Raw genomic sequence first — 25,740 nt, 5'->3', positions numbered from 1 at the left:
CGTCAGCGCAGCGCCTGGGTGAGGTCGGCGAGCAGGTCGTCGACGGTCTCGATGCCCACCGACAGCCGGACCAGGTCGGACGGCACCTCCAGCGGGGACCCCGCCGCGGAGGCGTGCGTCATCCGGCCCGGGTGCTCGACGAGCGACTCCACGCCGCCGAGCGACTCGCCCAGGGTGAACAGCTTCGCCCGGTCGCACACCGCGACGGCCTCGGCCTCACCCCCGGCCACGCGGAACGACACCATGCCCCCGAAGCGGCGCATCTGCTTGGCCGCGATCTCGTGGCCGGGGTGCTCCGGCAGCCCGGGGTAGAGCACCTCGGTCACGCGCGGGTGGGCGAGCAGCAGGTCCACGACGCGCTCGGCGTTGTCGCAGTGGCGGTCCATGCGGACGCCGAGCGTCTTCAGCCCGCGCAGCGTCAGCCACGCGTCGAACGGCCCCGCCACCGCGCCCATCGCGTTCTGGTGGTAGGTCAGCTCCTCGCCGAGCCCGGCGTCGGCGGCGATCAGCGCGCCGCCCACCACGTCGGAGTGCCCGCCCACGTATTTGGTGGTCGAGTGCACGACCACGTCGGCCCCGAGTGCGAGGGGCTGCTGCAGGTAGGGCGAGGCGAAGGTGTTGTCGACGACCAGCAGCGCCCCGTTGTCGTGGGCGAGCTGGGCCAGGGCGGCGATGTCGGCGATGCCGAGCAGCGGGTTGGTGGGCGTCTCGACCCAGACCACCTTGGTCTTCTGCGTCATCGCGGCCGCCACGGCTTCGAGGTCGTGCAGCGGGACCGGGTCGTGGTGCAGGTCCCAGCGCTCGTGCACCTTGGCGAACAGCCGGTAGGTGCCGCCGTAGGCGTCGTTGGGGATGATCACGTGGTCCTGCGGCCGGCACACCGTACGCAGCAGGGTGTCCTCGGCGGCCAGTCCCGACGCGAACGCCAGCCCGCGCGCCCCGCCCTCCACGGCGGCCAGCGCGGATTCGAGCGCGGTCCTGGTGGGGTTGGCCGAGCGGCTGTACTCATATCCGGAACGCAGCCCGCCCACGCCGTCCTGCTTGTACGTGGACGTGGCGTAGATCGGCGGCACCACCGCGCCGGTCAGGGGGTCGGGCTCCTGACCTGCGTGGATGGCCAGCGTCTCAAAACCGTTGCTCATACAGGCAACGTTACAGGCCCCGCCCCAGGTGAACGTCCGCTTGGCACGCCGCGCACCACGGCCCCCGTACCACCCGCCGCAGAGAGGCGCGGCCCGCGGTCCGATCCCCATCGGACCGCGGGCCGCTCACGAGGGTTCCGTCCCCGACGGCCCCCGTGGGGCTCGCGCACCATGCCCGCGCGAGCCGGGTCGGTCAGGCCGCCTTCGGCTCCTGCCGGTCCCCGCCTGACCGGGGCGGGAGCCGTACGACGTCCGCCTTGACGAACCGGCCGCTGCCGCCGCGCGCCTCTTCCCCGTTGATGCGCGAGAGCAGCACGGGGTCGGCCAGCGCGAGCAGTACCGCGACGACCAGCCCGAGACTCAGCAGCGCGAACCCGATGGCAACCATTTCTCTGTCCCCTTCCGACATATCCAGCATCGGTGAGGCACCCCGCGTCGCGCCTCCGCTGAAGGGCTGGTCTCCGCAGAGCCGCCTCGGCCGAACGGTTGATACGACTTGTCCGACTTGCGGCTTAGGCTCGGGGCCGTGGGGGATTCGAAACGGGTCGTGTACTGGCTCCGCCGGCTCAGCGAGCTGGCGATGCTCGGCTGGCTCGGCATGATGCTGCTGATCGACCTCGTGCTCGCGACCTCCGTCGGGACGTTCCAGTGGCTGGTCCCCTTCTGCGGCGCGGCCGGCATCGCCGCGGTGATGCTGCGGCGCAGGTACCGGCTGGAGGGGTTCTGCGTCCTGCTGGGCCTGTCGTTCGTCTCGTCCATGGTGATCGGCCTGACCGGGACGGCGGGCGCGCCGGGCATGACGGAGACGGGCGCGCTGCTCATCCTGCTCATCGGCGTGCTGCGGCACATCCAGCCGCTGCACCGGGCGGCGGTGCTGACCATCGCGGCGCTGGTCGTCCTGATGATCGAAGGGAGCGGGCGCGACTACGACGGGGCGGGGCTGGTGTTCTCGTTCGTGCTGTTCGCGGGGTGGTCGATGGCCGCGGGCGCGGGCGGCTACCTGCGCTTCCAGCAGGAACGCCGGACGGAGGCGGTGCACTCGGTACGCCGGGCCGAACGCCTGGAGCTGGCCAGGGAGCTGCACGACCTGGTCGCCCACCACATCACCGGCATCGTCGTGCAGGCCCAGGCCGCCCGTACGGTCGCGGAGACCCGGCCGGACGCGGTGGCCCCCGCGCTGGACGCGATCGCGTCGGCGGGCTCGGAGGCGCTGACCTCGATGCGGCGCATGGTCACGGTGCTGCGCGCGCAGGACGAGGCGGCCAGGAAACCGGGCATCACGCTGGCCGACCTGCGGATGCTGGCCGACCGGTTCTCCTCGGAGGGGCCGAAGGTGGCCTTCGAGATCGGCCAGGGGCTGGACGACCGCACGCTGCCGCCCGAGGTGATGACGACCCTGCACCGGGTGCTCCAGGAAGCCCTCACGAACATCCGCAAGCACGCCGCCCGCACCGCCTGGGTGGAAGCGGATCTGCGCCGCTTCGAACGGGTGACGGTGCTGCGCGTACGGAACTTCGGCTCCGGCTCAGACCCGCGGGTGTCCCGGCTCGGCGGCGGGTTCGGGCTGGTCGGGATGGGCGAGCGGGTGGAGGCACTGGGCGGCCGGCTCTACGCGGGCCCGTCCCCCGAGGGCGCCTGGGAAGTGATCGCCGAGTTCCCCCTCTCCTGAGGCCAGCGCGCGGGCGAGTGTCTCATCGCCGAGGGCGGCGCGCAGGCGACCGAGGATCCGGTCCACGTCCAGCCGCTCGCCGGCCGGCAGCGGCGTCCCGGCGGCCCGCCTGATGGCCGCCGCCGCCCCGAGCAGCCCCGCCGCCTCCACCTCCAGCTCCTGTTCCTGCTCCCCGGCTGTACAACGCTCAGCTGCACAGCCCTCAGCCGTACAGCGCTCAGTCGTAGGGCGCTCAAGGGGAAGTGACAGGGCCCCGGCCAGCCCTTCCAGGGCGAGTGCGATCGCGCGGGGGTCGCCGGTGGCCCGCGCGGCCGCGTACCCCTCGCGGTGCCTGCTCAGCGCCGCCGCCCCCGCACCGCGCTGCTCGGCCGCGAAACCCAGCTCGGCCATGATGAACGCCACCCCGGGCGTGCCCTCCACCCCTCGCAGCCAGTCCAGCACGGGCAGCAGGTACGCCTCCGCCTCCTCGTGCCGGCCCTGCCGCCGCGCGCTCATGGCCAGCCCGAGCACGGCGTTCTCCTCGGCCGACTTGTACGACTGCGCCACCGCCAGCGCCCTGGCCCGCTCGTGGTAGTCGTCCGCCCGCACGTAGTCCCCCGCCAGCAGCGCGATCCGGCCCAGCCCCGCCAGCTTGAACGACACCTCGAACCCCAGCTCCTCCGCCAGCCGCAGCCCCTCCTCCCTGAGGCGGAGGGCCTCGGCGTAGTCGCCCCTGATCTCGGCCGCCCGATCGAGGACGTCCATGGCCTCGATCCGTCCCCAGGCGTCACCCAGCTCCTCGAACAACGCCAGCCCCCGCCGCCCGTCCCGTTCCATGGCGGCCAGATCGGCGCGCCCGACGGCCAGCTTGGCTCGCAGACACAGAGCCGCCGCGACCCCCCACCGATCCCCCAGCGCCTCGAACGCCACCAGCGCCCGATCCGCCGCCGCCTCGTGCGCCCGGTGATCGCCGTACGCCCAGCGCACGTGACTCAGCAGCCAGTCGGCCAGCGCCACCCCCGCCGCATCCAGCCCGTCCCACCGTACGGGCGACGCACTCCCGCCGATCAGCAACTCCATCCCAGCCAGCCAAACCGACGCCCGCGCCACCTCCCCCTCACCAGCGGCGGACGTGGCGGCGCGCAGGGCCGCGGTGAGGGAGCGGCGGCCTTCGTTGAGTCGGCCGCGCAGGATCCAGTACCAGGCCAGCGCGTTGACCAGCCGCAACGCATCCGGTCCTGCGAGGGCGAGGCGCAGGTTGGCGCTCTCGGCGTCGAGCCGGGCCAGCCACTCCCGCTGCCCCGGTCCCCGCAGGTCGGCCCGCGCCGCGAGCGCCGTGTAGTAGCGGGCGTGCCGTTCCCTGATCCGATCGTGCTCCCCCGCCTCCCGCAGCCGCTCCACGCAGTACGCCGCGACGGACTCCAGCAGCCGGTAGCGGGGTCCCTCGACCCGGACCACGAGCGAGCGGTCCACCAGCCTGGCCAGCGTGTCGAGCACGTCCACGCCGGGTTCGGCGCACACCTCCTCGGCCGCCTCCAGCGTGCACCCGTCGGCGTGCACGGCCAGCCGCCGCAGCACCACCCGCTCGGCGTCGCCCAGCGGCTCCCAGCTCCAGTCGATCATCGCCCTGAGCGTGCGCTGCCGGGCGGGCGCGTCCCGCATCCCGGCGCTGAGCAGCCGGAACCGGTCGTCCAGCCGCGCGGCGAGCTCCCGTACGCCGAGCGCGCGCACGCGGGTGGCGGCCAGCTCCAAGGCCAGCGGGATGCCGTCGAGCCGCCGGCACACGGCCGCCACGGTCTCGTCGGCCGGAACGTCCGCACGGGCGGTGAACAACCGCACGGCGTCGGCCTCGGGCAGCGGCTCGACCACCCGTACCCGCTCGCCCGTCACCCCCAGCGGTTCCTGCCCCGTGGCCAGCACCCGCAGCCCAGGCGCGGCCCGCAGCAACCGCGACACCAGCCCGGCCACCGCCTCCACCAGGTGCTCACAGTTGTCCAGCACCACCAGCACCCGCTTACCCGAAAGCACCTCCGCCAGCCGCTCCACCATCGCCCCAGCCACGCCACCCCCCACCCGCAGCGAGGCCGTGGCATCCCCACGCCTCCCGAGCGAAGCGACAACGTCCCCGTGCCCGCCGCGCACGTCCGCCAGCGGAGCGGGGCCGTCGCCACGGTCGCTGAGCGGAGCGACCGCGTCGTCGCGTACACCCAGTACGGCCGCGAGGGCCTCCGCCGGGTCGGCTGCGCCGGACAGTTCGACCAGCCACACCCCGTCGGCGGGCGCGGGGCCGGTCGCGGCGGCGGCGAGGGCGAGGCGGGTTTTGCCGACGCCACCCGGTCCCGTGAGGGTCACCAGCCGGGACGTCGTCAGCAGCGAACCCACCGCGGCCACGTCCGCCTCCCGCCCGATCAGCTCCGTGAGCGGAGCGGGCAGGTTGGTACGGGGTGCGCCCCCGAGCCCCGGTTCCTGGCGCAGGATCGCCTGGCGCAGCGCGGCCAGCCGGGGCGAGGGGTCCAGCCCCAGCTCCTCCTCCAGCCGCCCGCGCAGCTCCCCGTACGCCGCCAGCGCCTCGCTCTGCCGCCCGCCCCGGTAGAGGGCCGTCATGTGGGCGGCCACCAGCCGTTCGCGCAGCGGATGGCGGACCACCAGGTCGCCGAGGTCGACGGGCTCGCCCAGCGTGAGGCGCAACTCGGCCTGCTCCTCCAGCGCCGTCAGGCGCAGCTCCTCCAGCCGGGCGGCCTCCGCGCGGGCGAAGCCCTCGTCGGCGAACTCGGCGTAGGCCGGCCCGCGCCACAACGCCAGGGCCTCCTCCAGTTCGGCGGCGCGGGCGGCGGGGTCGCCGGAGCGGCGGGCGACGAGCGCGGCGAAGCGGGCGGCGTCGGAGTCGGCGGCGGCCAGCCGGTAGCCGGCCGGTCCGAGCACGACCGTGCCAGACCCGCCGAGCGAGCGGCGCAGCTGGGAGACACGCGCCTGGAGGGTGCCGGTCGGGTTGCGGCCGGGCCGGGCGCCCCACAGGTCGTCGATCAGCCGGTCCGCCGGGACGGGGCCGCCGCCGTGCGCGAGCAGGTCGGCCAGCAGCGCGCGCACCTTGGGCTCGGCCACACGCACCGGCGAGCCGTCGTCCGTCACGACCCGCAACGGGCCCAGGACCTCGAAACGCAGCACATTCATGCCAACCCGTGGCGGAGCCGCAGGAATTCCGTAGCGGCCTGCCCGATGGTGGGGCGCATGAGTCAAGTGACAGTCGTTGGACTGGGCCCGATGGGGTCGAAGATGGCCGAGACGTTCCTGGCCGCGGGCCACGAGGTGGCGGTGTGGAACCGTACAAGAAGCAAGGCGGATCCTCTGATGGACAGAGGCGCCAGGCGGGCGGCGAGCGCGGTGGACGGCGAGCTGCTGGTGGTGAGCCAGATCGGCTACCAGGCGATGTACGACAGCTTCGGTGACGCCCGGCTGGACGGGAAGGTCGTGGTCAACCTCAGCTCGGGCAGCCCGGGCGAGCTGCGTGAGGCGGCCCGCCGGGTGGCGGAGCGCGGGGGCACGCTGATCACGGGGGGTGTCATGGTGCCGCCGCCGGGGATCGGGCAGCCGGGGGCGTACACGTTCTACAGCGGCCCGAAGGAGGTGCTCGACCGGCAAGTCCCCGTGCTGGAGACGCTCGGCGAGGTCGCCTACGTGGGGGCCGACGAGGGCCTGGCGATGATGTTCTACCAGGCGCAGCTGCTGATCTTCTGGTCCAGCCTGACCAGCTACATGCACGCGATGGCGATGCTGCGCACGGCCGGGGTGGCGCCGGAGGCGTTCCTGCCGTTCGCGCGGGACCTGTTCACCCAGATGGGCGGCGACGGGCCCATGGGGTACGCCGGGCACCTGGCCGGGGAGTTCGCGGCCGGGTCGTACCCGGGCGAGCTGAACTCCCTGCACATGCAGGCCGTCGGCCTCGGCCACGCCGTGGAGGCGCTGGCGGAGGCCGGGGTGGAGATCACGGTGCCGACGGCGCTGCGGCGGCTGTTCGAGCGCGCCGACGCCGAGGGCCGCGGCGACGAGGGCCTCGGCACCGTGATCCAGTCGATCATGAAGCCCTAGTGGTTGGCCAGGAAGGCGAGCAGGTCCTGCCGGGTGAGCAGGCCGGAGGGCTTGCCGTCTTCCAGCACAACGGCCGCATCGGCCTTCTCCAGCGCTTCCACCGCACGCGCCACAGGTTCACCACTGCCGATCGTGGGTAGCGGCGCGGACATGTGATCAGCGATCGGATCATCGGAGGAGAGCCTGCCGTGATAGAGCGCTTCGAGGAGGTCGCGCTCGACGATGGAGCCGACCACCTCGGCCGCCATGACCGGCGGCTCCTCCTTCATGACCGGGAGCTGGGAGACCGAGTATTCGCGCATGATCGCGATGGCCGTGCTGACCGACTCGTGGGGGTGCGCGTGGATGAACTCCGGCAGCCCCGGCCCCTTGCGCGCGAGCACGTCGCCGACCAGGCCCTCGTCGGAGGAGGTGGTCAGGAAGCCGTAGTCGGCCATCCAGTCGTCGTTGAAGATCTTCGACAGGTAGCCGCGGCCGCCGTCGGGCAGGAGCACGACCACCACGTCGTCGGGCGCCGCCTTGGCCGCCACCCGCAGCGCCGCCACCACGGCCATGCCGCAGGAGCCGCCGACCAGCAGCCCCTCCTCGCGGGCGAGGCGGCGGGTCATGTTGAAGGACTCCTTGTCGGACACCGCGATGATCTCGTCGCAGACCTCGGTGTCGTACGTGGCCGGCCAGATGTCCTCGCCGACCCCCTCGACCAGGTAGGGACGCCCGGAGCCGCCGGAGTAGACGGAGCCCTCGGGGTCGGCCCCGATGATCTTCACCCGCCCGTCCGAGATCTCCTTCAGGTAGCGCCCGGTGCCGCTGATCGTGCCGCCGGTGCCGATGCCGGCCACGAAGTGGGTGACCCTGCCCTCGGTCTGCTCCCACACCTCGGGACCGGTCGAGTGGTAGTGGGAGTCGGGGTTGTTGACGTTGGAGTACTGGTCGGGCTTCCAGGCGTTGGGCACCTCGCGGGCCAGCCGGTCGGAGACCGAGTAGTAGGAGTCGGGGTGGTCGGGCGAGACCGCGGTCGGGCAGACCACCACCTCGGCCCCGTACGCGCGCAGCACCGAGATCTTGTCCTGGGCCACCTTGTCGGGCACCACGAACAGGCACCGGTAGCCCTTGCGCTGGGCCACGATGGCCAGCCCCACACCCGTGTTGCCCGAGGTGGGCTCCACGATCACGCCGCCCGGGCGCAGCTCGCCCGACTTCTCCGCGGCCTCGATCATGCGGACGGCGATGCGGTCCTTGACCGAGCCCCCCGGGTTGAAGTACTCGACCTTGGCGAGCACCTGGGCGGGGACTCCCGCGGTGACTTTGTGCAGCCGGACCAGCGGGGTGTTCCCCATGAGGTCGACCAGGGAATCGTAAACGCGCACCGAGGTGTTCACCTTCTTTGCCGAAGCTTGATCAGCTTGCCGACGGCCGAGGTCCGGTGGGGGTGGCAGGCCCTCGGCTACTTTTCAAGCAAACGCTACCGCCGAGTTCGACCGGGGAGGGCACCCACGTGGTCTGGCCAGCTGGCATGGCGCGCGCGGCGCGGAAGATCGCTACAGCGGCGGCACTCGGCGGAGGGGGCCTCACGGCTCTCGGAGCCACGGCGTACGGGCTGCTGATCGCCGAAGGGCTGCTCGCGCGCAAGGCCATCGGCCGGCCTCACGGACTCGACGGTCCCGTCTCCGACGGCCTGTACGGGGCGTTTCCCGGCGAACCACTCAAAATGGCCATGCTCGGCGACTCCACCTCCGTGGGCCTGGGCATGACCGACCCGGCCAAGACCCCCGGCGTCCTGCTCGCCAACGGCCTGGCCGCCGTCGCCGAGCGTCCGGTGCGCCTGGTGGTCGCGGGCAAGTCCGGCGCGCCCTCGGCCGAGCTGGGCGAGCAGGTGGACGTGGCGCTGGCGATGGAGCCCGACCTGGCGGTGATCTTCGTGGGCGCGAACGACATCATCACGCAGACGCCGCCCGCGACCGCCGTACGGCATCTGTCCAAGGCCGTGCGGCGGCTCAGGGACGCGGGGGTCGAGGTGGTCGTGGGCACGTGTCCCGACCTCGGCACCGTGCGGCCCATCGCGCAGCCGCTGCGCTGGGTGACGCGGCGCTGGAGCCGGCAGCTCGCCGCGGCGCAGACGGTGGCGGTGGTGGACGCCGGCGGCCGTACGGTGGCGTTCGCCGACGTCCTGGGCCCGGAGTTCGCGACAAATCCGACAGAAATGTTCGGACCCGATCGTTTCCATCCAAGTGACCGAGGTTACGCGCAGGCCGCTTACGCGGTGCTACCGTCAGTGTGCGCTGCGTTGGGACTGTGGCCTGAGCCGCGCCCCGCACGCGGCGAAGCACTGCAACCGATCTATCTCGCGGCGGCTACGGCCGCGGAGGAGCCCGGCACCGAGGTCACCGCGACCAGGGTCGACGGGCGGGCGACGGGCCTGCACGGTAAGTGGGTCACGTTGTTCCGCCGTCGGCTCGGCGAGCCAGTCAACGACGCCTGAACGGCTCGGCGGGACCACGCCCCCAGCCGGTCACCCTTCGCGTCGGAGCCGTCACTCCTCGTCCCACTTTGGAGTGGATTGCCCGTGCTCCGGCCCCTCTGGAAACCATCCCTCGCTCTCGCCGGAACCCTCGCCGTGACGGCCTGCTCCGGCAGCGACGCGGCCACCACCACGTTCACGACCTGGGAGAACAGCCAGGTCAACGCCGTCAGCCGGATGGCCGTGGGCGGCGGGGTGGTCGCCACGACCTCGATGAAGCCCGGCGGAGCCCTCGAAACCGTCGCCATCGGCCTGCGCGACGGCAGGCGCCTGTGGGCCCACCCCGCCACCATGGCCGGCCGCCTGCCCGGCATGGGGGTCTCCACCCCCGCGATCGTGGAGACGACCGGCGGCGACAGCGTGATCGTCGCGCTCGACCCGGGCAAGAAGGGCCGCTGGAACGCCACGCTCGTGGCCCGCGACGCCCTGTCGGGCGCGCAGAAGTGGTCCAGGCCCGTGCACTCGACGTTCGGGCCGCAGCGATGCGGTCCTTACGTGTGCCTGTCCGAGCACACCGCCCTGGCCAAGGCCCGCATGGTGGTGCTCGACCCGGCGACCGGCAAGCAACTGTGGAAGCTGCCGGGGATCTCCGAGGTCGAGTGGGCCGACGACAGCCGGGTGCTGCTGCTGCGGCTGGCCGCCAACCCCATGGTGGAGTCGTACGAGCTGAAGACCGGCAAGCTGCAGTGGCAGCAGCCGATCGAGCAGGCGCTCGGCCCCGGCATCGACCTGTCGGGCGGCTGGGCCTTCGGCTCGACCGGCGACGACCTGGTCGGCTACGTCGCCCCGTACACGAACCCGCGGACCAAGAAGGTCTCCACCTTCGGGCTCTTCTCCGTGCGGATCGCCGACGGGACGATCAACTGGATGCGGCCCTCCGTCGTCCGCGTCTATCCCAGCGGCAACCCCGGCGCCGCGCCGGTCGTGCGCCCGGTGGACCGCCAGGGCGGCTACGGCGGCTTCGCCCGGCTCGACTCGGCCTCGGGCCGGGTGCTCGGCCAGATCACCGCCGCCGACGTGCCCGGATCCGGCTGGTGGCTGGCCTTCCCCGACGGGATGGACCGGCTCGGCTTCCTCAAGCACGACGCCAAGGGCACGGCGTTCGACATCGCCTCGGGCCGGCCCGTGCCGGTCGAGGAGGAGCGCGGCTGGTCCTTCTGCGTCACCGACCCCAAGCCGCTGCCGCTGCGCGGGCAGGCGCCCGGCTTCTACGCCACCGCCGCCCTCTGCGAGTACGACCTGGCCACCGGCAAGCGGGTCTCCCCCGCCACGGCCCCGCCGCCCTGGTTCACGGGCAGCCAGGACGGCTGGCGGCTGTGGCGCGACGAGAAGGGCGCCGTGCACGCGGTGAACGATCACACGGCGACGGCGCCGGGTATGTACGGATAAGCGATGGGGTCGGCGGGCCTTGCGCGGGGAACTGGAATATAGTTCTACTATTAGCGCCGACAGAGGAGGGGCCATGCCCGAGGCAGTCATCGTCGCAACCGCGCGTTCCCCGATCGGACGAGCCTTCAAGGGTTCGCTGAAGGAGATCAGGCCCGACGACCTGACCGTGCAGATGATCCAGGCGGCGCTGGCCAAAGTGCCCCAGCTCGACCCGTCCTCGATCGAGGACATCATGCTGGGATGCGGCCTGCCGGGAGGCGAGCAGGGCTTCAACATGGCCCGGGTGGTGGCGGTGATGCTGGGGCTCGACGACGTGCCCGGCACCACCGTGACCCGCTACTGCTCCTCGTCGCTGCAGACCACCAGGATGGCCTTCCACGCGATCAAGGCGGGCGAGGGCGACGTGTTCGTCTCGGCCGGGGTCGAGACCGTGTCCCGGTTCGTCAAGGGCAACTCCGACTCCCTGCCCGAGACACACAACCCCGTCTTCCTGGACGCGGGCGCCCGGACGAAGGCGTTCGGCGAGGGCGGCCGCACCTGGCACGACCCGCGGGCGGACGACGCCGTCCCCGACGTCTACATCGCCATGGGGCAGACGGCCGAGAACGTGGCCCAGCTCAAGGGCGTCTCCCGCCAGGAGCAGGACGAGTTCGGCGTACGGTCGCAGAACCTGGCCGAGAAGGCGCTGGCCGACGGGTTCTGGCAGAAGGACATCACGCCGGCGACCCTGCCCGACGGCACCGTGGTGAGCAAGGACGACGGGCCCAGGGCGGGCACCACGTACGAGAAGGTCGCCTCGCTCGCCCCCGTCTTCCGCCCCGACGGCACGGTCACGGCGGGCAACTGCTGCGCGCTCAACGACGGGGCCGCGGCCGTCGTCATCATGAGCGACGTCAAGGCCGCCGAGCTGGGCATCACGCCGCTGGCCAGGATCGTCTCCACCGGCGTCACCGGGCTGTCGCCCGAGATCATGGGGCTCGGGCCGGTCGAGGCGTCGAAGATGGCGCTGTCGCGGGCCGGCATGGCGATCGACGACGTCGACCTGGTGGAGATCAACGAGGCGTTCGCCGCCCAGGTGATCCCCTCCTACCGGGAGCTCGGCATCGACCTCGACCGGCTCAACGTCAACGGCGGGGCGATCGCGGTCGGGCACCCGTTCGGGATGACCGGCGCGCGGATCACCTCGACACTCATCAACAGCCTGCAGCACCACGACAAGAGCATCGGCCTGGAGACGATGTGCGTGGGCGGCGGCCAGGGCATGGCGATGGTGCTCGAGCGCCTGAGCTGAGGCACGGCGCGCGGCCGGGGCGCTGGAACGCGACCCGGCCGCCGGCCGGTCAGCCGTGGCGGTCGGGGCCGGCGTGCACCGGCGTGAGGCGCATGATGACGCGGCGGTCCCTGACCATGGCCGCGCGGTAGTCGTCCCAGTCGGGGTGCTCGCCGGAGATGTCGCGGTAGTACGTGACCAGCGCCTCCATCGCCTCCGGCAGCGAGATGATCTCGGCGGTGCCGTCGACCTGGATCCAGTCGCCGAAGAACCCGTCGGTGAAGACGCACAGCGACACCTGGGGGTCGCGGCGGGCGTTACGCACCTTGGCCGCGGTCTCCCTGGTGCTGATGACGATGTGACCGTCCTGCACCCCTGCCGTGACCGGCGACATCTGCGGGCGCCCGTCGCGATGCCGGGTCAGCAGGACCGCACGGTGGTTGTCGCGGAGAAAGCCGAGGGCCTTGTCGATTTCCATGCCCTCATGATGACGCGGTCGATGCCCCGATGATGACGGCCCCCAAGATGACGCGCCCGTGCCTGCGGCACGGGCGCGGGGGCGGTTGGGCTTAGATGAAGCCCATACGGTTACGGCGGTGCCGCTCGTGCTCGTGGACGATGGCGGCGGCGTAGCCGTGGGTCAGCCCGTGCTCGTCGGCGAGCCAGTTGGCCCGCTCGTCACACCTCAGGAACGACGGGCCGTTGTCGATGGCTTGGAACCACTCGGGGAGTTCGCGTCCCGTGATCGTTGGGACCCTTGCTATCAGCTTCGTCTGCGTCTCCATTGAGTGGTTCAAGGACATGGGCACCTCCGCGGATTAAGGTCCTTTGCTTGACACTGCAACACGGACGTGCGAATGGCAAGCCCTGAACCAGGCATCATTTCGTGACGGCGGGTAGATCTTCGATCGCACAGCGAAAGGGGCCCCGCCGTCACGGCGAGGCCCCTTGTGAGCGCGAGCGCTGAGGGTCAGTCGCTACTGCTGAAGTAGCTGATGAACCGCAGCACCTCCAGGTAGATCCAGACCAGGCTCAGCGTCAGCCCGAACGCGCACTGCCAGGCGAACTTGTCGGGAGCGCCCTGCTTGACGCCCTGCTCGATCGAGTCGAAGTCGAGCAGGAGGAAGAAGCAGCCGATCAGGATCATCACGACGCTGAAGATCCAGCCGATCGGGCTGTCGGTACGCAGGCCGAGACCGCCGTCGACGAAGAAGCCGACGAGCAGGTTGACCAGGATCAGCCCGAGCGCGGCGATCGCGGCGGCGACCGTGAACTTCACCAGTTTGGGGGTGACCCGCACGATGCGCAGCGAGTAGACGGTCAGCACCGCGCCGAAGGCGAACGCCGTGCCGAGGACCGCCTGCATCACGATGCCGCTGATCATCCCCTCGAAGACGGCGCTGATCTTGCCGAGGAAGACGCCCTCGAAGGCGGCGTAGCCCAGGATGAGCGCCGGGTTGGTGCTCATCGTGAACGAGGCGATCAACCCGAGGATCAGCGCGACGACCGCCGCGCCGATGGCGACCATCGGGGGCACGTCGAGGATCCAGGCCGCGGCCGCGGCCACGACGAGGGTGCCCAGGGTCATGAACCCGCGGACCACGACGTCGTCGAGCGTCATGGCCCGGAACGCCGGCCGGGCCGGGGGTGCGTACGACGGGGAGTCGTACATGTTCTGCAAATGCTCGGGGGACGGACTGGGGCCGGCCCAGCCCGTCGCGGCCTGCTGCCGCGACCTGCTGAATACGGGGTTCTTGCTCTCCATCGCTGCCTCCTGTGACGCCGAGCCTACGATGCGCGGCGGCACCTTGGTCAACTAGACGCTCAGATCGATGTTCATTCGGGACTTCGGCGTCGTTCACAACGAACCGTCCCGCCGCGAAGTTCCCCGCCGCCGTCCCCGGGGAAACCCGCCGGGAGCACGGCGTCCGGGACCGGTCCCGGACGGGCGGCGACGTGCGGAGATCGGGCCGGCAGAGGGACCGGGACGGGACCGCGGTGGAGGCGGCGATCGGGCCGGGGCGGGCCGGGGCTCACTAACCCCGTTATCCGCGCCGAAAAGGGCCGGTTGTAAAGCGTAGTCAACCATTCACGGAAAGAAACTCCGGCGAGGCCGGGAGAAAGCAGAAACCGGACGGGTTGTCAATATCGTCGTGCGTACGAAAACCGCTCGGCCGGGTAAACGCGCGCCTACATCAACAGTCAGTGAGCGAGACCTTACCCACCCGTCCGACAGGCCCCTCAGCCCCGGTGGCACCGGCTCTCCACCAGCAGTGACCGCCCGGTGACAGGCCAACTCCATAACAACTCGATATCGGCGGAGAAGGGCCGGGCGGGGCCCGTTCGACGATCGCAGTAAACCTCCAGGTCAGAGACCCAAAGGCAGGGAAGATGGCAAGTGCCCCCGGCGGGATTCGAACCCGCACGTCAACCCTTTTAAGGGGTTTGCCTCTGCCATTGGGCTACGGGGGCGCCGCAATCATACGAAACGGACCATGGTTCAGAGGAGCACAACTTCGCATCAGGCGCCACAACTGTGAAGTCTGCGGTGAAGTGATAGCGCTCCAGGGACTCTGTCCAAGAAGAGTAGACCGTCTAGATGGTCCAGTTGGTGCTGAATGCAACGAGCTTCGAACGCATCCGCTTCGATGGTGACCGCCTCGCCGCTGCCTGGCAAATGCCCATGTACGGTGATACGCGTCGCACGGCGGACGTCGGCCGTGAGCCCCTCGACGGACGCGCACCCCTCCCGGCCCTCGTCCCAGTGGGCCGCGCGCGCGAGCCGTGGATTGGCCAGGACGAGCTCTCCGGCCCAGGACCGGCTTCTAGGGTGGCGACCGGCGTCAAAGGCGATCAGGCGCAGGCTCAGGCCGATCTGGGGGGCGGCCAGCCCCGCCGTCCCCCGTTCCGCGCGCAGGGTGGCCAGGAGGTCCTCCGCGGCGGACACGACCGTGGGCTCGGTCGGGTCCACCGGTTCCGCCACGGCGGACAGGAGGGGGTGCGGGGCGCCGAGCACCGCGCGCACCGTTCCTCCCGGCCCTGTCACAGCAGTTCCGGTTCTACGGGTCTGAAGGTGATGTCGGAGTCGAGGCTCGCCCCCGTGGCCGCCAGCCGGCGCATGAGCGCCGCCACGTCCACGTCCTTGGGCAGCTCGACGTCGGCGATGAGCACGTACAGGCGTCCGCTGAGCCTGGAGCTCATGCCCGTGATGTTGCCGCCGTCGTCGGCCAGCACGGCGCTGATGGCCGAGATGATGCCCGGCCGGTCGGGACCGTGCACGGTCAGCACGTAGCCGAGCCCTCCGCCCTCGTCGCAGAAGTGCCGGCGGGCCTCCACCGCCGAGGTGCTGATCACCAGGTCAGGCGTCCCCAGACGTTTCAGCAACTCGGCGGAGTCCAGCTCGCCCGCCACCAGCAGCATCATCGCGATGTGGCCGCCGAGCAGCGTCATGGTCGAGTCCCGGATGTTCAACCCGCAGTCTGCGAGAGAACCTGTTACTGCGGCGATCACGCCCGGCCGGTCAACGCCGAGCACGGTGACCGCTGAAAGACTCACCCGTGGTACCCCTTCCGCTTGCGCCAGGGGTGCCGAAAAACGCCCCGGCGATGATCGCCGGGGCGCTGCCGTACCTGGGCTAGCGGTGAGTCGTCGCCACCGCGGCCCTGAAGCCCTCGCGCGGGTGCTCCATCTCACCCAGTGAGATCGTCTCTCGCTTGAAGAACAGGGCCAGGGTCCAATCGACGACGACACGGACCTTGCGGTTCAGCGTCGGCACCCGCGACAGATGGTAGGTCCGGTGCATGAACCACGCAGGGAATCCGCGAAGCTTGACGCCATAGACATTGGCGACGCCCTGATGCAGGCCCAGACCGGCCACCGATCCGACGTACTTGTGGCGGTATTCGACCAGTTCCTGCCCGCGAAGGTGACGGACGACGTTGTCGGCCAGCACCTTGGCCTGGCGGACCGCGTGCTGGGCGTTGGGGGCGCAGTACTGGCCGGGGTTGGTCACGTCCGGCACCCCGGCGGCGTCGCCCGCCGTGAAGGCGTCCGGCGTGCCCGCCACGGTGAGCATGGCGGTGGCCTTGAGCCGGCCGCGCTCGTCGAGCGGCAGGTCGCTGTCGTTGACCACGGGGCTGGGCTTGACGCCGGCGGTCCACACCAGCGTCTCGGCGTCGAACCGCGAGCCGTCCGACAGCACCACGTGACCGTCCTCGCAGGACTCGAGGCGGGTGCCGAGCTTGACGTCGATGCCGCGCTCGCGCAGCTGCTCAAGGGTCCACTTGCCCATCTCGGGACCGACCTCGGGCAGCACCCGCTCGGTGGCCTCGACGAGCACCCAGCGGATGTCCGCGGGCGTGATGTTGCGGTAGTAGCGGGTGGAGTCCTTGGCCATGTCCTCCAGCTCGGCCAGCGCCTCCACGCCGGCGAACCCGGCTCCGACCACCACGAACGTCAGCGCCCTTCGCCTGACCTCGGGGTCGGTGGTCGACTCCGCCACGTCGAGCAGGTGCAGCACGCGGTTGCGCAGCGCGATGGCCTCGCCCACGGTCTTGAAGCCGATGCCGATGTCGGTGAGCCCGGGGATGGGCAGCGTGCGGGAGATCGAGCCGGCGGCCATCACGATCACGTCGTAGGCCACCTGGCGCGGCTCGCCCTCGGCCGGCTGGAAGGTGACCGTGCGCTCCGCGTGGTCGACCTTGGTCACCGTTCCGTTGAGGATGTGCACCTTGGGCAGGATGCGCCGCAGCGGCGCCACCATGTGGCGCGGCGACAGGTTGCCCGCGGCGGCCTCGGGGAGGAACGGCTGGTAGGTCATGTAGGACTGGGGGTCGATGACGGTGATGCGGACTTCTCCGCCGCGCAGCTCGCGGTGGAGTTTGCGCTGCAGCCGCAGCGCCGTGTAGAGGCCGACGTACCCGCCGCCGACGATCAAAATGTGCTTGTTCATCCTGAGGCCCCATCCCTCGTGGAGTGCTTGTGAAAGCATTCACAAGCATATGCCAGCGGCTCCCCGCGAATCCAATCCAGGCGTGGTGGGACGCGTCACACAGCCAGTGACCTGGCCCTTTCGAAGACGTCGTCCAGCATCTGGGCGGTGACGCGGCCGGTGAAGGTGTTCTGCTGGCTCGGGTGGTAGCAGCCGATCAGGGTGACGGGGCGCCCGTCGTGCCGGATCTCGTGCTCCACCCCGTGGCCGAACGGCGGGCGGGCGCGCGGCAGCTCGTAACCCGCGGCCTTGAGCGCCGGCCACATGGCCTGCCAGGCGTACCCGCCGAGCGCCACGATCACCTTCACGTGCGGGGCGACCAGCTCGACCTCCCTGGCCATCCACGGGAAGCAGGCGGCCTTCTCCTCCGGGGCCGGCTTGTTCGCGGGCGGCGCGCAGCGCACGGAGGCCACCACGCGGGTGCCGATGAGGCGCTGGCCGTCGCCCGCGTACGTGCTGGTCTCCTGCGCGGCCAGCCCGGTGCGGTGGAGGGAGGCGAACAGCCAGTCGCCGCTCCTGTCACCGGTGAAGATCCGCCCAGTCCTGTTGCCCCCGTGGGCGGCCGGCGCCAGGCCGACCAGCAGGATCCCCGGCCGCTCGTCGCCCCATCCGGGAACGGGACGGCCCCAGTACGTCTCGTCCGCGAACGCGCGCCGCTTCACCCGCGCGACCTCCTCGCGCCACTCCACCAGGCGGGGACACGCGCGGCAGACCGACTGCGCGGCCGTGAGCTCGGCGAGGGTGCCGGACCCGGCGGCCAGGCGGCGCACGTCCGCCGGATCGAGCGCCACGGGGGTGTCGGCGGTCGCGGGGTCGTCGGGCCAGCCGGTGCCTGGAGGTACGAAGGTCATGGCATCGATGGTGCCCGATCAGTCGCCCTTCGTTCGCGCGGGCGTCGGGCTGACCGTGGGCGCGGACGATGGGGCCGCCGATGGGGTGACCGATCCGCACGCAGGAGCCTTGGGCGCGTCCATGCCCGGCTCCTGCTCCATGGCCGCGTCACCGTCGATCAGGGGCAGCGGGTAGCGGTTGAGCACCGGGTCGCCGCACGACCTGTCCACCTGGTAGCCGTAGTCCTCCGGCCTGGTCGTGAACGGGTTGCCGTCCTGGTCGTAGAGGTAGACGTCGGTCAGCGGGGTGCCGTCCTTGGCGTACGGCCGCAGGTTGTAGACGCCGTCGGAGGAGGCCTGCCGCATGTAGACCGGCTCACCCCGGCCGGCGGTGGCGACCGACTCGCTGGGCACGGGCGTCGTGAGACCCCCCGCCTCCACCATGCCCGCGAACAACGCCAGCGCGGCCACCGCGTTCGCGGCCACGGCGAGCAGCACGACCACCCGGCTCCCGGCCCTGCGCCCGAACCAGACCGAGACGAAGATCCCCGCCAGCACGACGGCCCAGTCGCCCGGGTTCATCGGGACCAGGCGCACCTGCGCCGCGAAGGAGACGACGACCATGGCCAGCAGGTAGCCGCGCAGCACCCACCAGCCGGGCCGCAGCTCAGGCAGGAAGGCCCTGAAGCCGCTGTAGGGCGCAGAGACCCGGAGCAGGGCTCCGACCCTGCGTCCCCACGCGCGCGCGGCCGTGCGGCGGTTTCCGCCGCTCTCAGGGCGATCCCCGTACGCGGCCGCCAGCTCCTCCGCGTAGACCCCGGGCGGGCCGAGGCGCTCCTCCAGCGGCAGGTCCGACTCCGCCGCGATCTCGCCCAGGTGGTCGTCGAGGTCTTCGAGCAGTTCGTCCCGCTCGGGATGGTCCGCCAGGGCCTCGCGTACGGCCTGCGCGTACTGTTCGGGGGTCATGATCGCTCCTCCTTGAGCAGGGCTGCCATCGTGGCCGAGAAGGAGCCCCAGGTCTTGGCCGAGGTGGCGTACATCTGCCTGCCGACGTCGTTGAGCCCGTAGTACTTGCGGTGCGGCCCCTCGTCGGAGGCCACCACGTATGAGGTCAGGGCGCCCGCCTTGAACAGGCGGCGCAGCGTGCCGTAGACCGAGGCGTCGCCCACCTCGTCGAGCCCGGCCTCCCTGAGCCGGCGCACGACGTCGTAGCCGTAACCGTCACGTTCTTTGAGCACGGCCAGAACGGCCAGGTCGAGCACGCCCTTGAGCAGTTGGCTGCTGTCCACGCGATGCACACTACTGTGCAAAGCGCGGTAGTGGCAACAAGAGAACCGGGTGGCACCGGAGAGGGGCCACCCGGTTCCCGGGCGAACGCTCAGGCGCGCACGGCGCCCGATGTCGGATCCTGACGACGACTACGCGGGAGTCGTCGGCTTCGGAGTATGCGTCGGCGTCGGCGTCGGCGTGGGAGTCGACGTCGGCGCCGCGAACGCGCACGCGCTGTAGGACTTGACGACGTGGTCGCGGTTGTTCGGGCCGCTGATCGACAGCGTCACCGTGCCGCCCTTGCGGGCGTCGCCGCTCAGCGGGGAGGAGAAGCCGGAGATCGACTTCGACCCGCCGTTACGACCGAAGTAGGTGTCGCCGCTGGTCACCACGCTGCCGTTCAGCTTCCACACGTAGCCGACCCGTCCCGCGCCGGTCGAGGTGACGACCGCGGAGGCGTTGACCGTGCAGTTGACGTTGACCACGGTGGCACCGGCGGACACCTTGGTCACCGGCTTGGGGTGATCGGGAGCCGAGTCCTTGCACCAGACCTTGTAGTAGGCCCGGTTGGAGTAGGCGCCGTCGCGACCAAGGACCTGCAGCTGGGCGTAGCCGTCACCGCTGTGGCGCGGCGAGATGCCGAAGCCGACCCGGCGCGAGTCGCGCACCTTGATCTTGCCGGAGTCGACCACGTCACCGTTGAGCACCCAGCGGTAACGCACCCAGGTCGGGCGGCTGGTCTCGATGCGGCCGACGAAGTCGATCTTGTCACCGGGGGTGCAGGGGCCGACGTACCGGCTCGGGCTCGCCCACGCGGTGGCCGAGACCGTCCGGTCGAGGTGCGTGCGCACCTTGTCGTCGTCCCGGGGCTGCTCGCACGAGACGGCGAAGCGGCCCTTCTTCGAGGTGAACTTCTTCGGACCGAGGACCTGTACGGCCTCCCAGCCCTTCACGTCCTCCTTGAAGGTGATGGACTGCTTGACCGTCACCGTCTTGGTGCCCTTGCCCTTGAGCCGGACCACCTTGACCTTGCTCTTGGAGCCGTCACCGTGCAGCCAGCGGTAGGCCAGCACGGTCTTGCCCTTGACCGGCACCCTGATCCTGGCCGAGAAGTCGACCTTGACCGGGCAGGAACCGTCGTGAGCACGGGGAGAGGCCTTCGGCGTGGAGACCGAGACCCTGAGCTTCGAGGCGGGCTTGGCCGCCGCCTTGCCCGCGGCCGAGGCCGTGGCGGTGGTAGCGGCCTGCGCCGGACTTGCGACGAGACCCGCGGCCAGGCCGGCCAGCATCGCGGCCGAAGCGCCGAACGCCGCGGCCTTACGTGCTAACCCGACAGACATCATGTGAGAGTGCTCCATTCCTTTGGGGGAAGAGACGCGCTCGGGAACGGTCGTCACGCCGGCGCCTTCCGCGCACAGCGATATGACAAAGCCCCCGTAATGCCCCTTTACTGAAGCACAATACTGATCACACACTCAACAGTGACCGTGAATCAGGAATGTCCGGATTTCTTCAGCTATGTCGCAAGAGACCAGGCGATTCCATCCAGGATGTCGTGTTCACTGACGACCACCTGCGCAAACGCGAAACGACGGACGATCCGGTCAAGAATGAGCGCGCCCGCGCCAATCACGTCGACTCTTCCCGGATGCATCACCGGAATCTCCGCGCGCTCACCATGGGTCATCGCGAGCAGCCGCCGCGTCACGTCGTGCACCTGCTCGGCGGACAGGCGCGAGTGGTGGATCCGCTCGGAGTCGTAGGCCGGCAGGCCGAGCGCGATGCCCGCCACCGTGGTCACCGAGCCCGCCAGGCCGACGAGCGTGTGCGCCCGCCTGACCGGCACCTCCGCCTCCACCCGGTCGAGCGCGGCCTCGATGTCGGCCACCACGGCCTCCAGGGCCGGCGCCGCGGGCGGGTCGCCGGCCTCGCGCAGGTGGCGCTCGGTCAGGCGGACGCAGCCGATGTCCACCGACAGCGCCGACTCGGCGTGCCCCGAGCCGACCACGAACTCCGTGGAGCCGCCGCCGATGTCCACCACGAGGTACGGAGGCAGCGGGCCCTGCGGCAGCTCCGTCTCGGGCGACAGGCGCAGCAGCCCCCTCGTCGCTCCGGTGAACGACAGCTCGGCCTCCTCCGCCCCCGTCACCACTTCGGGCTCCACCCCGAAGATCTTGCGGACGCCGTCCACGAACTCCTGCCGGTTGGCCGCGTCCCGCGTCGCGCTCGTCGCCACCACGCGCGTCGCGGTGGCGCCGTGGCGCTGGATCAGCTCCTGGTAGCCGCGCATGGCCGCGAACGTACGGTCGAGCGCCTCGGGAGCCAGCCGTCCCGTCCTGTCCACGCCCTGGCCGAGGCGGACGATCTCCATCAGCCGCTCGACGTCGGCCAGCTCGTCGTCGCCGACGTCGGCGATGAGCAGGCGGACGGAGTTGGTGCCGCAGTCGACGGCGGCTACACGCATGGTCCCTCACTCCACCAGTCGGGCAGCGCGTCCAGCGCCTCCCTGCCGAACGGGTTGGCCCCGGGCACCGCCAGCTCGTGCGCCACCAGCGCGTGCAGGCACTTGACCCGCTCCGGCATCCCGCCCGTGCTCTGCATGTCGCGCGGAAGAGGGGCCAGGCCCTCCGCCTCGGCCGCCCGGTCGCGCCTGGCCACGTAGTCGTCGTGCGCCGCCCGGTAGGACTCGGCCAGCTCGGGCTCGGTGGCCAGCCTGGCCTGCATCTCCCGCATCAGGCCGGAGCCCTCCAGCGTGCCGATGGCCGAGGCGGCCTTGGGGCAGGTCAGGTAGTAGAGGGTCGGGAAGGGCGAGCCGTCGGGCAGCCGCGGCGCGGTCTCCACCACGTCGGGGTTGCCGCACGGGCAGCGGTGCGCGACCTCGCGCAGCCCTCTCGGCGGGCGCCCGAGCTGCTTCTCGACGACCTCGACGTCCTTACTGTCCAACGCGTTCCTTCCGTGTCGCGGGATTCGTCCGGCGGGCTCATCCGGCCGGCTGCTGGGTGGGCTGTCCGATGGCCGGGCCGGTGGGCTGCCCGGTGGGCTGTTTCGTGGGCTGTTTCGACGGCTGCCCGGTCGGCTGCTTGGCAGGCTGTTTCGAGGGCTGCTTGGTGGGCTGCTTGGCGGGTGCCTCGTCGGACTCCCGCGCCGGCCCCTCGGACGGCCCCGAGGACGGGTCCGTCACGGCCCTGCGCCCCGTGCCCTTGTCGGCGGCCTCCACCGACTCCCACAGCGTCTCGTACCACGGCGGCACCACCGCGGGCTGCTTCACCGCCGCCTGCTGCCTGCCCTGGTCGGGCTCCATCACCACGTAGCACTTCTCGCCTGGCCCGCAGTAGTGGAGCCGTTCCTTGGCCGTCTTCTTGATCCAGTTGGGGTCGTCGCTCTGCCGGTCACGGGCCAGCAGGGCCTGCTTCTCCGCCTCGACCCTGGCCTTCTCCGCCCGCAGCTCGGAGATGCTGCGGCGCAGGCTGATGTACTCGCGCACCGGGTAGGCCAGGCTCATCGCGATCGCGCACACCACGACGGCCAGGATCGCGGCCCGCCCGGTCAGCTGCGGTCTCTTCGCCAAGTTGCTGCACACCCCCTCAAGTGCGGCTCGCGGCCGGGTCAGGGGCGCCGCGAGCCGTACTCGAAACTAGCGCCGAAAACGCGGGAACGCCGCGCGACCCGCGTAGCGGGCGGCGTCATCGAGGAGCTCCTCAATGCGCAGCAGCTGGTTGTACTTCGCCACCCGGTCGGAGCGGGCGGGGGCGCCGGTCTTGATCTGGCCGCAGTTGACCGCGACGGCGAGGTCGGCGATCGTCGTGTCCTCGGTCTCGCCGGAACGGTGGCTCATCATGCAGCGGTAACCGCTGCGGTGGGCCAGGTCTACCGCGTCGAGGGTCTCCGACAGCGTGCCGATCTGGTTGACCTTGACCAGCAGGGCGTTGGCGGTGCCGTCCTTGATGCCGCGCTCAAGCCGCTCGGGGTTGGTCACGAACAGGTCGTCGCCGACGAGCTGGACCTTGTCGCCGAGGGCCTCGGTGATGGCCTTCCAGCCCGCCCAGTCCTCCTCGTCGAGCGGGTCCTCGATCGACACCAGCGGGTAGTTGGCGACCAGGTCGGCGTAGAACTCGATGAGCTCCTGCGCCGACAGGCCCTTGCCGTCGATCGTGTAGACGCCGTCCTTGTGGAACTCGGAGGCGGCCACGTCGAGCGCCAGCGCGACGTCCTCGCCCGGCACGTAGCCGGCCCGCTCGATCGCGACGAGGATCAGGTCGAGCGCGTCGCGGTTGGACGGCAGGTTGGGCGCGAAGCCGCCCTCGTCGCCCAGGCCGGTGGCGTAGCCCTTCTCCTTCAGCACGCCCTTGAGCGCGTGGTAGACCTCGGTGCCCACGCGCACGGCCTCACGGAACGACTCCGCCCCGATCGGCGCGATCATGAACTCCTGGATGTCCACGTTGGTGTCGGCGTGGGCGCCGCCGTTGAGGATGTTCATCATCGGCACGGGCAGCACGTGCGCGTTGGGCCCGCCCACGTAGCGGAAGAGCGGCAGGTCGGCGCTGTCGGCGGCGGCCTTGGCCACGGCCAGGGAGACGCCCAGGATGGCGTTGGCGCCCAGCTTGGCCTTGTTGGGCGTGCGGTCCAGGTCGATCATGATCTGGTCGATGATGCGCTGGTCCTCGGCCTCGACGCCGTTGATCTCCTCGAAGATCTCGTCGGTCACGGCGAGGACGGCCTTCTCCACGCCCTTGCCGCCGTAACGCTTGCCGCCGTCACGCAGCTCGACCGCCTCGAACTGGCCGGTCGACGCGCCGCTCGGGACGGCCGCGCGGCCGCTGCTGCCGTCGTCGAGCACGACCTCGACCTCGACCGTGGGGTTGCCCCGGGAGTCGAGGATCTCGCGCGCGTATACGACCTCGATGGTAGCCACGGGATGCGCTCCTAAATCGAAAGGTGATATGCCGTCAGAGCCTATCGGTACGGGTCAGTCGCCCGCCGACGCCCACGCGCGGAGCCGCTTCAGCCGCCCGCCGACGCCCACGCGCGGACGCGCTTCAGCCGCCCGCCGACTCCCAGGTGCGGACCCGTTCCCGGTACGACCGCGCCGCGCCGCGCAGCTCGGCCTCGGCGTCCAGCCCGGCCTCGGCGGCCCGCCGTACCAGGTCGAACAGCTCGCGCGCGACCCCCTGCCCGACCGCGGCGGCGAGCGACTCGGGCGCGCCCGCCCGCTCGGCCCTGCGCAGCAGCTGGGCGGCCAGCGACAGCGCCGGCTGCCCCATCGGCACCCCTTCGAGCACCGACTCGCGCCCCTTGGCGGCCCGCTCGGCCGCCTTGATGGCGTCCCAGTTGGCGTTGACCTCGTCGGCGCTCTCGGCCCGCACCGAGCCGAAGACGTGGGGATGGCGGCGGACGAGCTTCTCGACGATCCCGGCGGCCACGTCGTCGACGTCGAAGCTCTCGGCCACCCGCGCGTGGAAGACCACCTGCAGCAGCAGGTCGCCCAGCTCCTCGCGGAGCGCCGCGTGGTCGCCCTGCTCGATGGTCTCCAGCACCTCGTAGGCCTCTTCGAGCAGGTACGGGACCAGCGTCTCGTGCGTCTGCCTACGATCCCACGGGCACTCGGTACGCAGCCGGTCCATCACGCCCACCAGGTCGAGCACCCGCGCCCCCGGCAGGTCGTACGACCCCGGCACGACCTCGATCACCGGCGGCTCGTCGAGCGCGACGGCCGCGTGCCCCACGCCCCGCATGAAGTCCTCGGCCTCGCGCTCGGACACCGGCGCCAGCCACAGCACGGTCTCGGTGACCGCGCGCCGCGCCAGCGCGGGCGGGTCGGGCTCGACGACCTCGGCCTCGATCCCGGCCTCGGCCAAGTAGGGCAGCTGCGGGTGGGCGGCGGAGCCGGTGAGCACCGGGCCCGAGCGCAGCGCCTGCCAGGCCTGGTGGCTCAGCAGGCCCGGCGCGACCCTGGGCGAGGTGGTGACGACGATCAGCGGCACGGTCAGCCCTGCGGCTGCTGCTGCTGCGCCTGATCGGACGTCTGCTTGCCGAATCTGCCGGTGTCGAGGAACAGCGCCGGGTTCTGCTGCGAGCGCTGCGGGTTGAGCGCGCCGTAACGGGGGTTGAAGACCGGCTTGATGGAGGCGAACTCCTGGCTCAGCTTCTGCTGCCCGGACTCGCCGCCGAACTGCTGCTGCAGCTTCGACAGGCCGACCATGACCCGCCCGTAGTCGCGGGCGTCGTTGGGCGAGACGCCGTTGGCCAGCAGGTTGATCTGCGGGGACTCGAACTGGCCCGGGTCCTTGAGCGCGGCGTCGATCTCGGTCTCGCTCACCCGCACGTTGTAGCGCGCCATGAGCTGCCTGGAGATGCTCACGTTGACCAGGCGCTGCAGCACGACCTGAGTGGCCGGCACGCCCAGCGCCTGCTCGTCGAGCTGGTTCTGCTTCAGCGCGGCCAGGTAGGCCCGCGTGTCAGCGCTCAGCTCGCTCGTCGAGATGCGCTCGTTTCCCACCACGGCCGCGGCGCCCGCGTGCATGGGCGAGGAGCAGGCGGTCAGTCCGACGACCACCGCCGCGGCGGTCACAGCCACTCGTATCGACTTCACGTACGTCCC

Annotated in this window: 24 protein-coding genes, 1 tRNA gene and 1 pseudogene; 5 read left to right on the top strand and 21 right to left on the bottom strand. The window is 71.2% G+C overall.

Annotated features, from left to right (window positions below; all coding sequences use genetic code 11):
- Positions 1 to 2: 2 nt before the first annotated feature.
- Both B0I32_RS18075 and B0I32_RS18070 read right to left on the bottom strand, forming a co-directional pair.
- The gene (locus B0I32_RS18075) at positions 3 to 1,142 is read right to left on the bottom strand and encodes a cystathionine gamma-synthase (RefSeq protein ID WP_106240549.1); all 1,140 of its coding nucleotides are present in this window, start codon (positions 1,140 to 1,142) and stop codon (positions 3 to 5) included.
- Between the two features lie 193 nt (positions 1,143 to 1,335).
- Positions 1,336 to 1,530: a hypothetical protein gene (locus B0I32_RS18070; RefSeq protein WP_106240547.1), complete on the bottom strand. Its 195-nt coding sequence runs from the start codon at positions 1,528 to 1,530 to the stop codon at positions 1,336 to 1,338.
- 192 nt (positions 1,531 to 1,722) lie between these two features.
- Here B0I32_RS18070 and B0I32_RS18065 point away from each other — a divergent pair.
- Positions 1,723 to 2,745 (top strand): annotated as a pseudogene (locus B0I32_RS18065) (sensor histidine kinase); the annotation flags it as partial.
- Here the strand turns inward: B0I32_RS18065 and B0I32_RS61405 are convergent.
- Entirely contained in the window at positions 2,668 to 5,961 is a 3,294-nt protein-coding gene (locus B0I32_RS61405) for an ATP-binding protein (RefSeq protein WP_342751751.1), read from the bottom strand. The pseudogene B0I32_RS18065 and the gene B0I32_RS61405 overlap by 78 nt on opposite strands.
- A 57-nt stretch (positions 5,962 to 6,018) precedes the next feature.
- Between B0I32_RS61405 and B0I32_RS18055 the strand changes: the two genes are divergently transcribed.
- On the top strand, positions 6,019 to 6,876 hold the full coding sequence (locus B0I32_RS18055; RefSeq protein ID WP_181307511.1) for an NAD(P)-dependent oxidoreductase: 858 nt from the start codon (positions 6,019 to 6,021) through the stop codon (positions 6,874 to 6,876).
- Here B0I32_RS18055 and B0I32_RS18050 read toward each other — a convergent pair.
- Positions 6,873 to 8,243, bottom strand: a complete 1,371-nt coding sequence (locus B0I32_RS18050) for a cystathionine beta-synthase (RefSeq protein ID WP_106241022.1) — start codon at positions 8,241 to 8,243, stop codon at positions 6,873 to 6,875. The two genes, B0I32_RS18055 and B0I32_RS18050, sit on opposite strands and share 4 nt — an antisense overlap.
- Positions 8,244 to 8,371: 128 nt before the next feature.
- On the opposite strand from B0I32_RS18050, the gene B0I32_RS18045 reads away from it, so the two are divergent.
- From B0I32_RS18045 to B0I32_RS18035, 3 genes are all read left to right on the top strand, one after another.
- Positions 8,372 to 9,355 (top strand): SGNH/GDSL hydrolase family protein, encoded by a 984-nt coding sequence (locus B0I32_RS18045; protein WP_342751750.1) that lies wholly within the window; start codon positions 8,372 to 8,374, stop codon positions 9,353 to 9,355.
- A gap of 84 nt (positions 9,356 to 9,439) precedes the next feature.
- Entirely contained in the window at positions 9,440 to 10,783 is a 1,344-nt protein-coding gene (locus tag B0I32_RS18040; protein WP_106240536.1) for an outer membrane protein assembly factor BamB family protein, read from the top strand.
- A 73-nt stretch (positions 10,784 to 10,856) separates the two neighbouring features.
- Complete coding sequence (locus tag B0I32_RS18035) at positions 10,857 to 12,074, top strand: acetyl-CoA C-acetyltransferase (protein WP_106240533.1); 1,218 nt, start codon at positions 10,857 to 10,859, stop codon at positions 12,072 to 12,074.
- A gap of 49 nt (positions 12,075 to 12,123) precedes the next feature.
- Here B0I32_RS18035 and B0I32_RS18030 read toward each other — a convergent pair whose 3' ends face one another.
- The 17 genes from B0I32_RS18030 to B0I32_RS17950 all read right to left on the bottom strand — a co-directional run bounded on the left by B0I32_RS18030 (position 12,124) and on the right by B0I32_RS17950 (position 25,731).
- A complete protein-coding gene (locus tag B0I32_RS18030; protein ID WP_106240532.1) occupies positions 12,124 to 12,531 on the bottom strand; it encodes a PPOX class F420-dependent oxidoreductase in 408 nt (135 codons plus the stop codon).
- A gap of 91 nt (positions 12,532 to 12,622) precedes the next feature.
- The gene (locus B0I32_RS18025; protein ID WP_106240529.1) at positions 12,623 to 12,856 is read right to left on the bottom strand and encodes a DUF4287 domain-containing protein; all 234 of its coding nucleotides are present in this window, start codon (positions 12,854 to 12,856) and stop codon (positions 12,623 to 12,625) included.
- Positions 12,857 to 13,023: 167 nt separating this feature from the next.
- On the bottom strand, positions 13,024 to 13,818 hold the full coding sequence (locus tag B0I32_RS18020; RefSeq protein WP_106240527.1) for a Bax inhibitor-1/YccA family protein: 795 nt from the start codon (positions 13,816 to 13,818) through the stop codon (positions 13,024 to 13,026).
- A gap of 634 nt (positions 13,819 to 14,452) precedes the next feature.
- Positions 14,453 to 14,525 (bottom strand) — tRNA-Leu (locus B0I32_RS18015).
- A 49-nt stretch (positions 14,526 to 14,574) separates the two neighbouring features.
- Positions 14,575 to 15,069 (bottom strand): peptide deformylase, encoded by a 495-nt coding sequence (locus tag B0I32_RS61695; RefSeq protein WP_358397553.1) that lies wholly within the window; start codon positions 15,067 to 15,069, stop codon positions 14,575 to 14,577.
- A gap of 26 nt (positions 15,070 to 15,095) precedes the next feature.
- Positions 15,096 to 15,563, bottom strand: coding sequence for a glycine cleavage system transcriptional repressor (locus tag B0I32_RS18005; RefSeq protein WP_245955910.1), 468 nt, complete (start codon positions 15,561 to 15,563; stop codon positions 15,096 to 15,098).
- 124 nt (positions 15,564 to 15,687) lie between these two features.
- Positions 15,688 to 17,004, bottom strand: a complete 1,317-nt coding sequence (locus tag B0I32_RS18000; RefSeq protein WP_106240520.1) for an NAD(P)/FAD-dependent oxidoreductase — start codon at positions 17,002 to 17,004, stop codon at positions 15,688 to 15,690.
- Positions 17,005 to 17,099: 95 nt separating this feature from the next.
- Positions 17,100 to 17,894 (bottom strand): uracil-DNA glycosylase, encoded by a 795-nt coding sequence (locus B0I32_RS17995; protein WP_106240518.1) that lies wholly within the window; start codon positions 17,892 to 17,894, stop codon positions 17,100 to 17,102.
- 18 nt (positions 17,895 to 17,912) lie between these two features.
- Positions 17,913 to 18,839, bottom strand: a complete 927-nt coding sequence (locus B0I32_RS17990; protein ID WP_106240515.1) for a hypothetical protein — start codon at positions 18,837 to 18,839, stop codon at positions 17,913 to 17,915.
- A complete protein-coding gene (locus tag B0I32_RS17985; RefSeq protein ID WP_106240512.1) occupies positions 18,836 to 19,162 on the bottom strand; it encodes a PadR family transcriptional regulator in 327 nt (108 codons plus the stop codon). The genes B0I32_RS17990 and B0I32_RS17985 overlap by 4 nt, the downstream gene beginning before the upstream one ends.
- 129 nt (positions 19,163 to 19,291) lie before the next feature.
- Complete coding sequence (locus B0I32_RS17980) at positions 19,292 to 20,485, bottom strand: hypothetical protein (protein WP_106240509.1); 1,194 nt, start codon at positions 20,483 to 20,485, stop codon at positions 19,292 to 19,294.
- A 173-nt stretch (positions 20,486 to 20,658) separates the two neighbouring features.
- Positions 20,659 to 21,606: a Ppx/GppA phosphatase family protein gene (locus B0I32_RS17975; protein ID WP_106240506.1), complete on the bottom strand. Its 948-nt coding sequence runs from the start codon at positions 21,604 to 21,606 to the stop codon at positions 20,659 to 20,661.
- On the bottom strand, positions 21,597 to 22,085 hold the full coding sequence (locus B0I32_RS17970) for a DUF501 domain-containing protein (RefSeq protein WP_106240505.1): 489 nt from the start codon (positions 22,083 to 22,085) through the stop codon (positions 21,597 to 21,599). Before B0I32_RS17970 ends, B0I32_RS17975 begins: the two co-directional genes overlap by 10 nt.
- Before the next feature lie 37 nt (positions 22,086 to 22,122).
- Positions 22,123 to 22,710 carry a septum formation initiator family protein gene (locus tag B0I32_RS17965; protein ID WP_106241020.1) on the bottom strand — a complete coding sequence of 196 codons (588 nt, stop codon included), beginning with the start codon at positions 22,708 to 22,710 and terminating at the stop codon, positions 22,123 to 22,125.
- Between the two features lie 66 nt (positions 22,711 to 22,776).
- Positions 22,777 to 24,054, bottom strand: a complete 1,278-nt coding sequence (eno, locus tag B0I32_RS17960) for a phosphopyruvate hydratase (protein ID WP_106240502.1) — start codon at positions 24,052 to 24,054, stop codon at positions 22,777 to 22,779.
- A gap of 124 nt (positions 24,055 to 24,178) precedes the next feature.
- Positions 24,179 to 25,123, bottom strand: a complete 945-nt coding sequence (locus tag B0I32_RS17955; RefSeq protein ID WP_106240500.1) for a nucleoside triphosphate pyrophosphohydrolase — start codon at positions 25,121 to 25,123, stop codon at positions 24,179 to 24,181.
- Positions 25,124 to 25,125: 2 nt separating this feature from the next.
- Positions 25,126 to 25,731, bottom strand: a complete 606-nt coding sequence (locus tag B0I32_RS17950; RefSeq protein WP_106240499.1) for a SurA N-terminal domain-containing protein — start codon at positions 25,729 to 25,731, stop codon at positions 25,126 to 25,128.
- Between the last annotated feature and the right edge of the window lie 9 nt (positions 25,732 to 25,740).

This window comes from Nonomuraea fuscirosea (assembly GCF_003001935.1).
GTDB classification, from domain to species: Bacteria; Actinomycetota; Actinomycetes; order Streptosporangiales; family Streptosporangiaceae; genus Nonomuraea; species Nonomuraea fuscirosea.
This window is presented reverse-complemented; position numbering and strand designations above follow the sequence as displayed.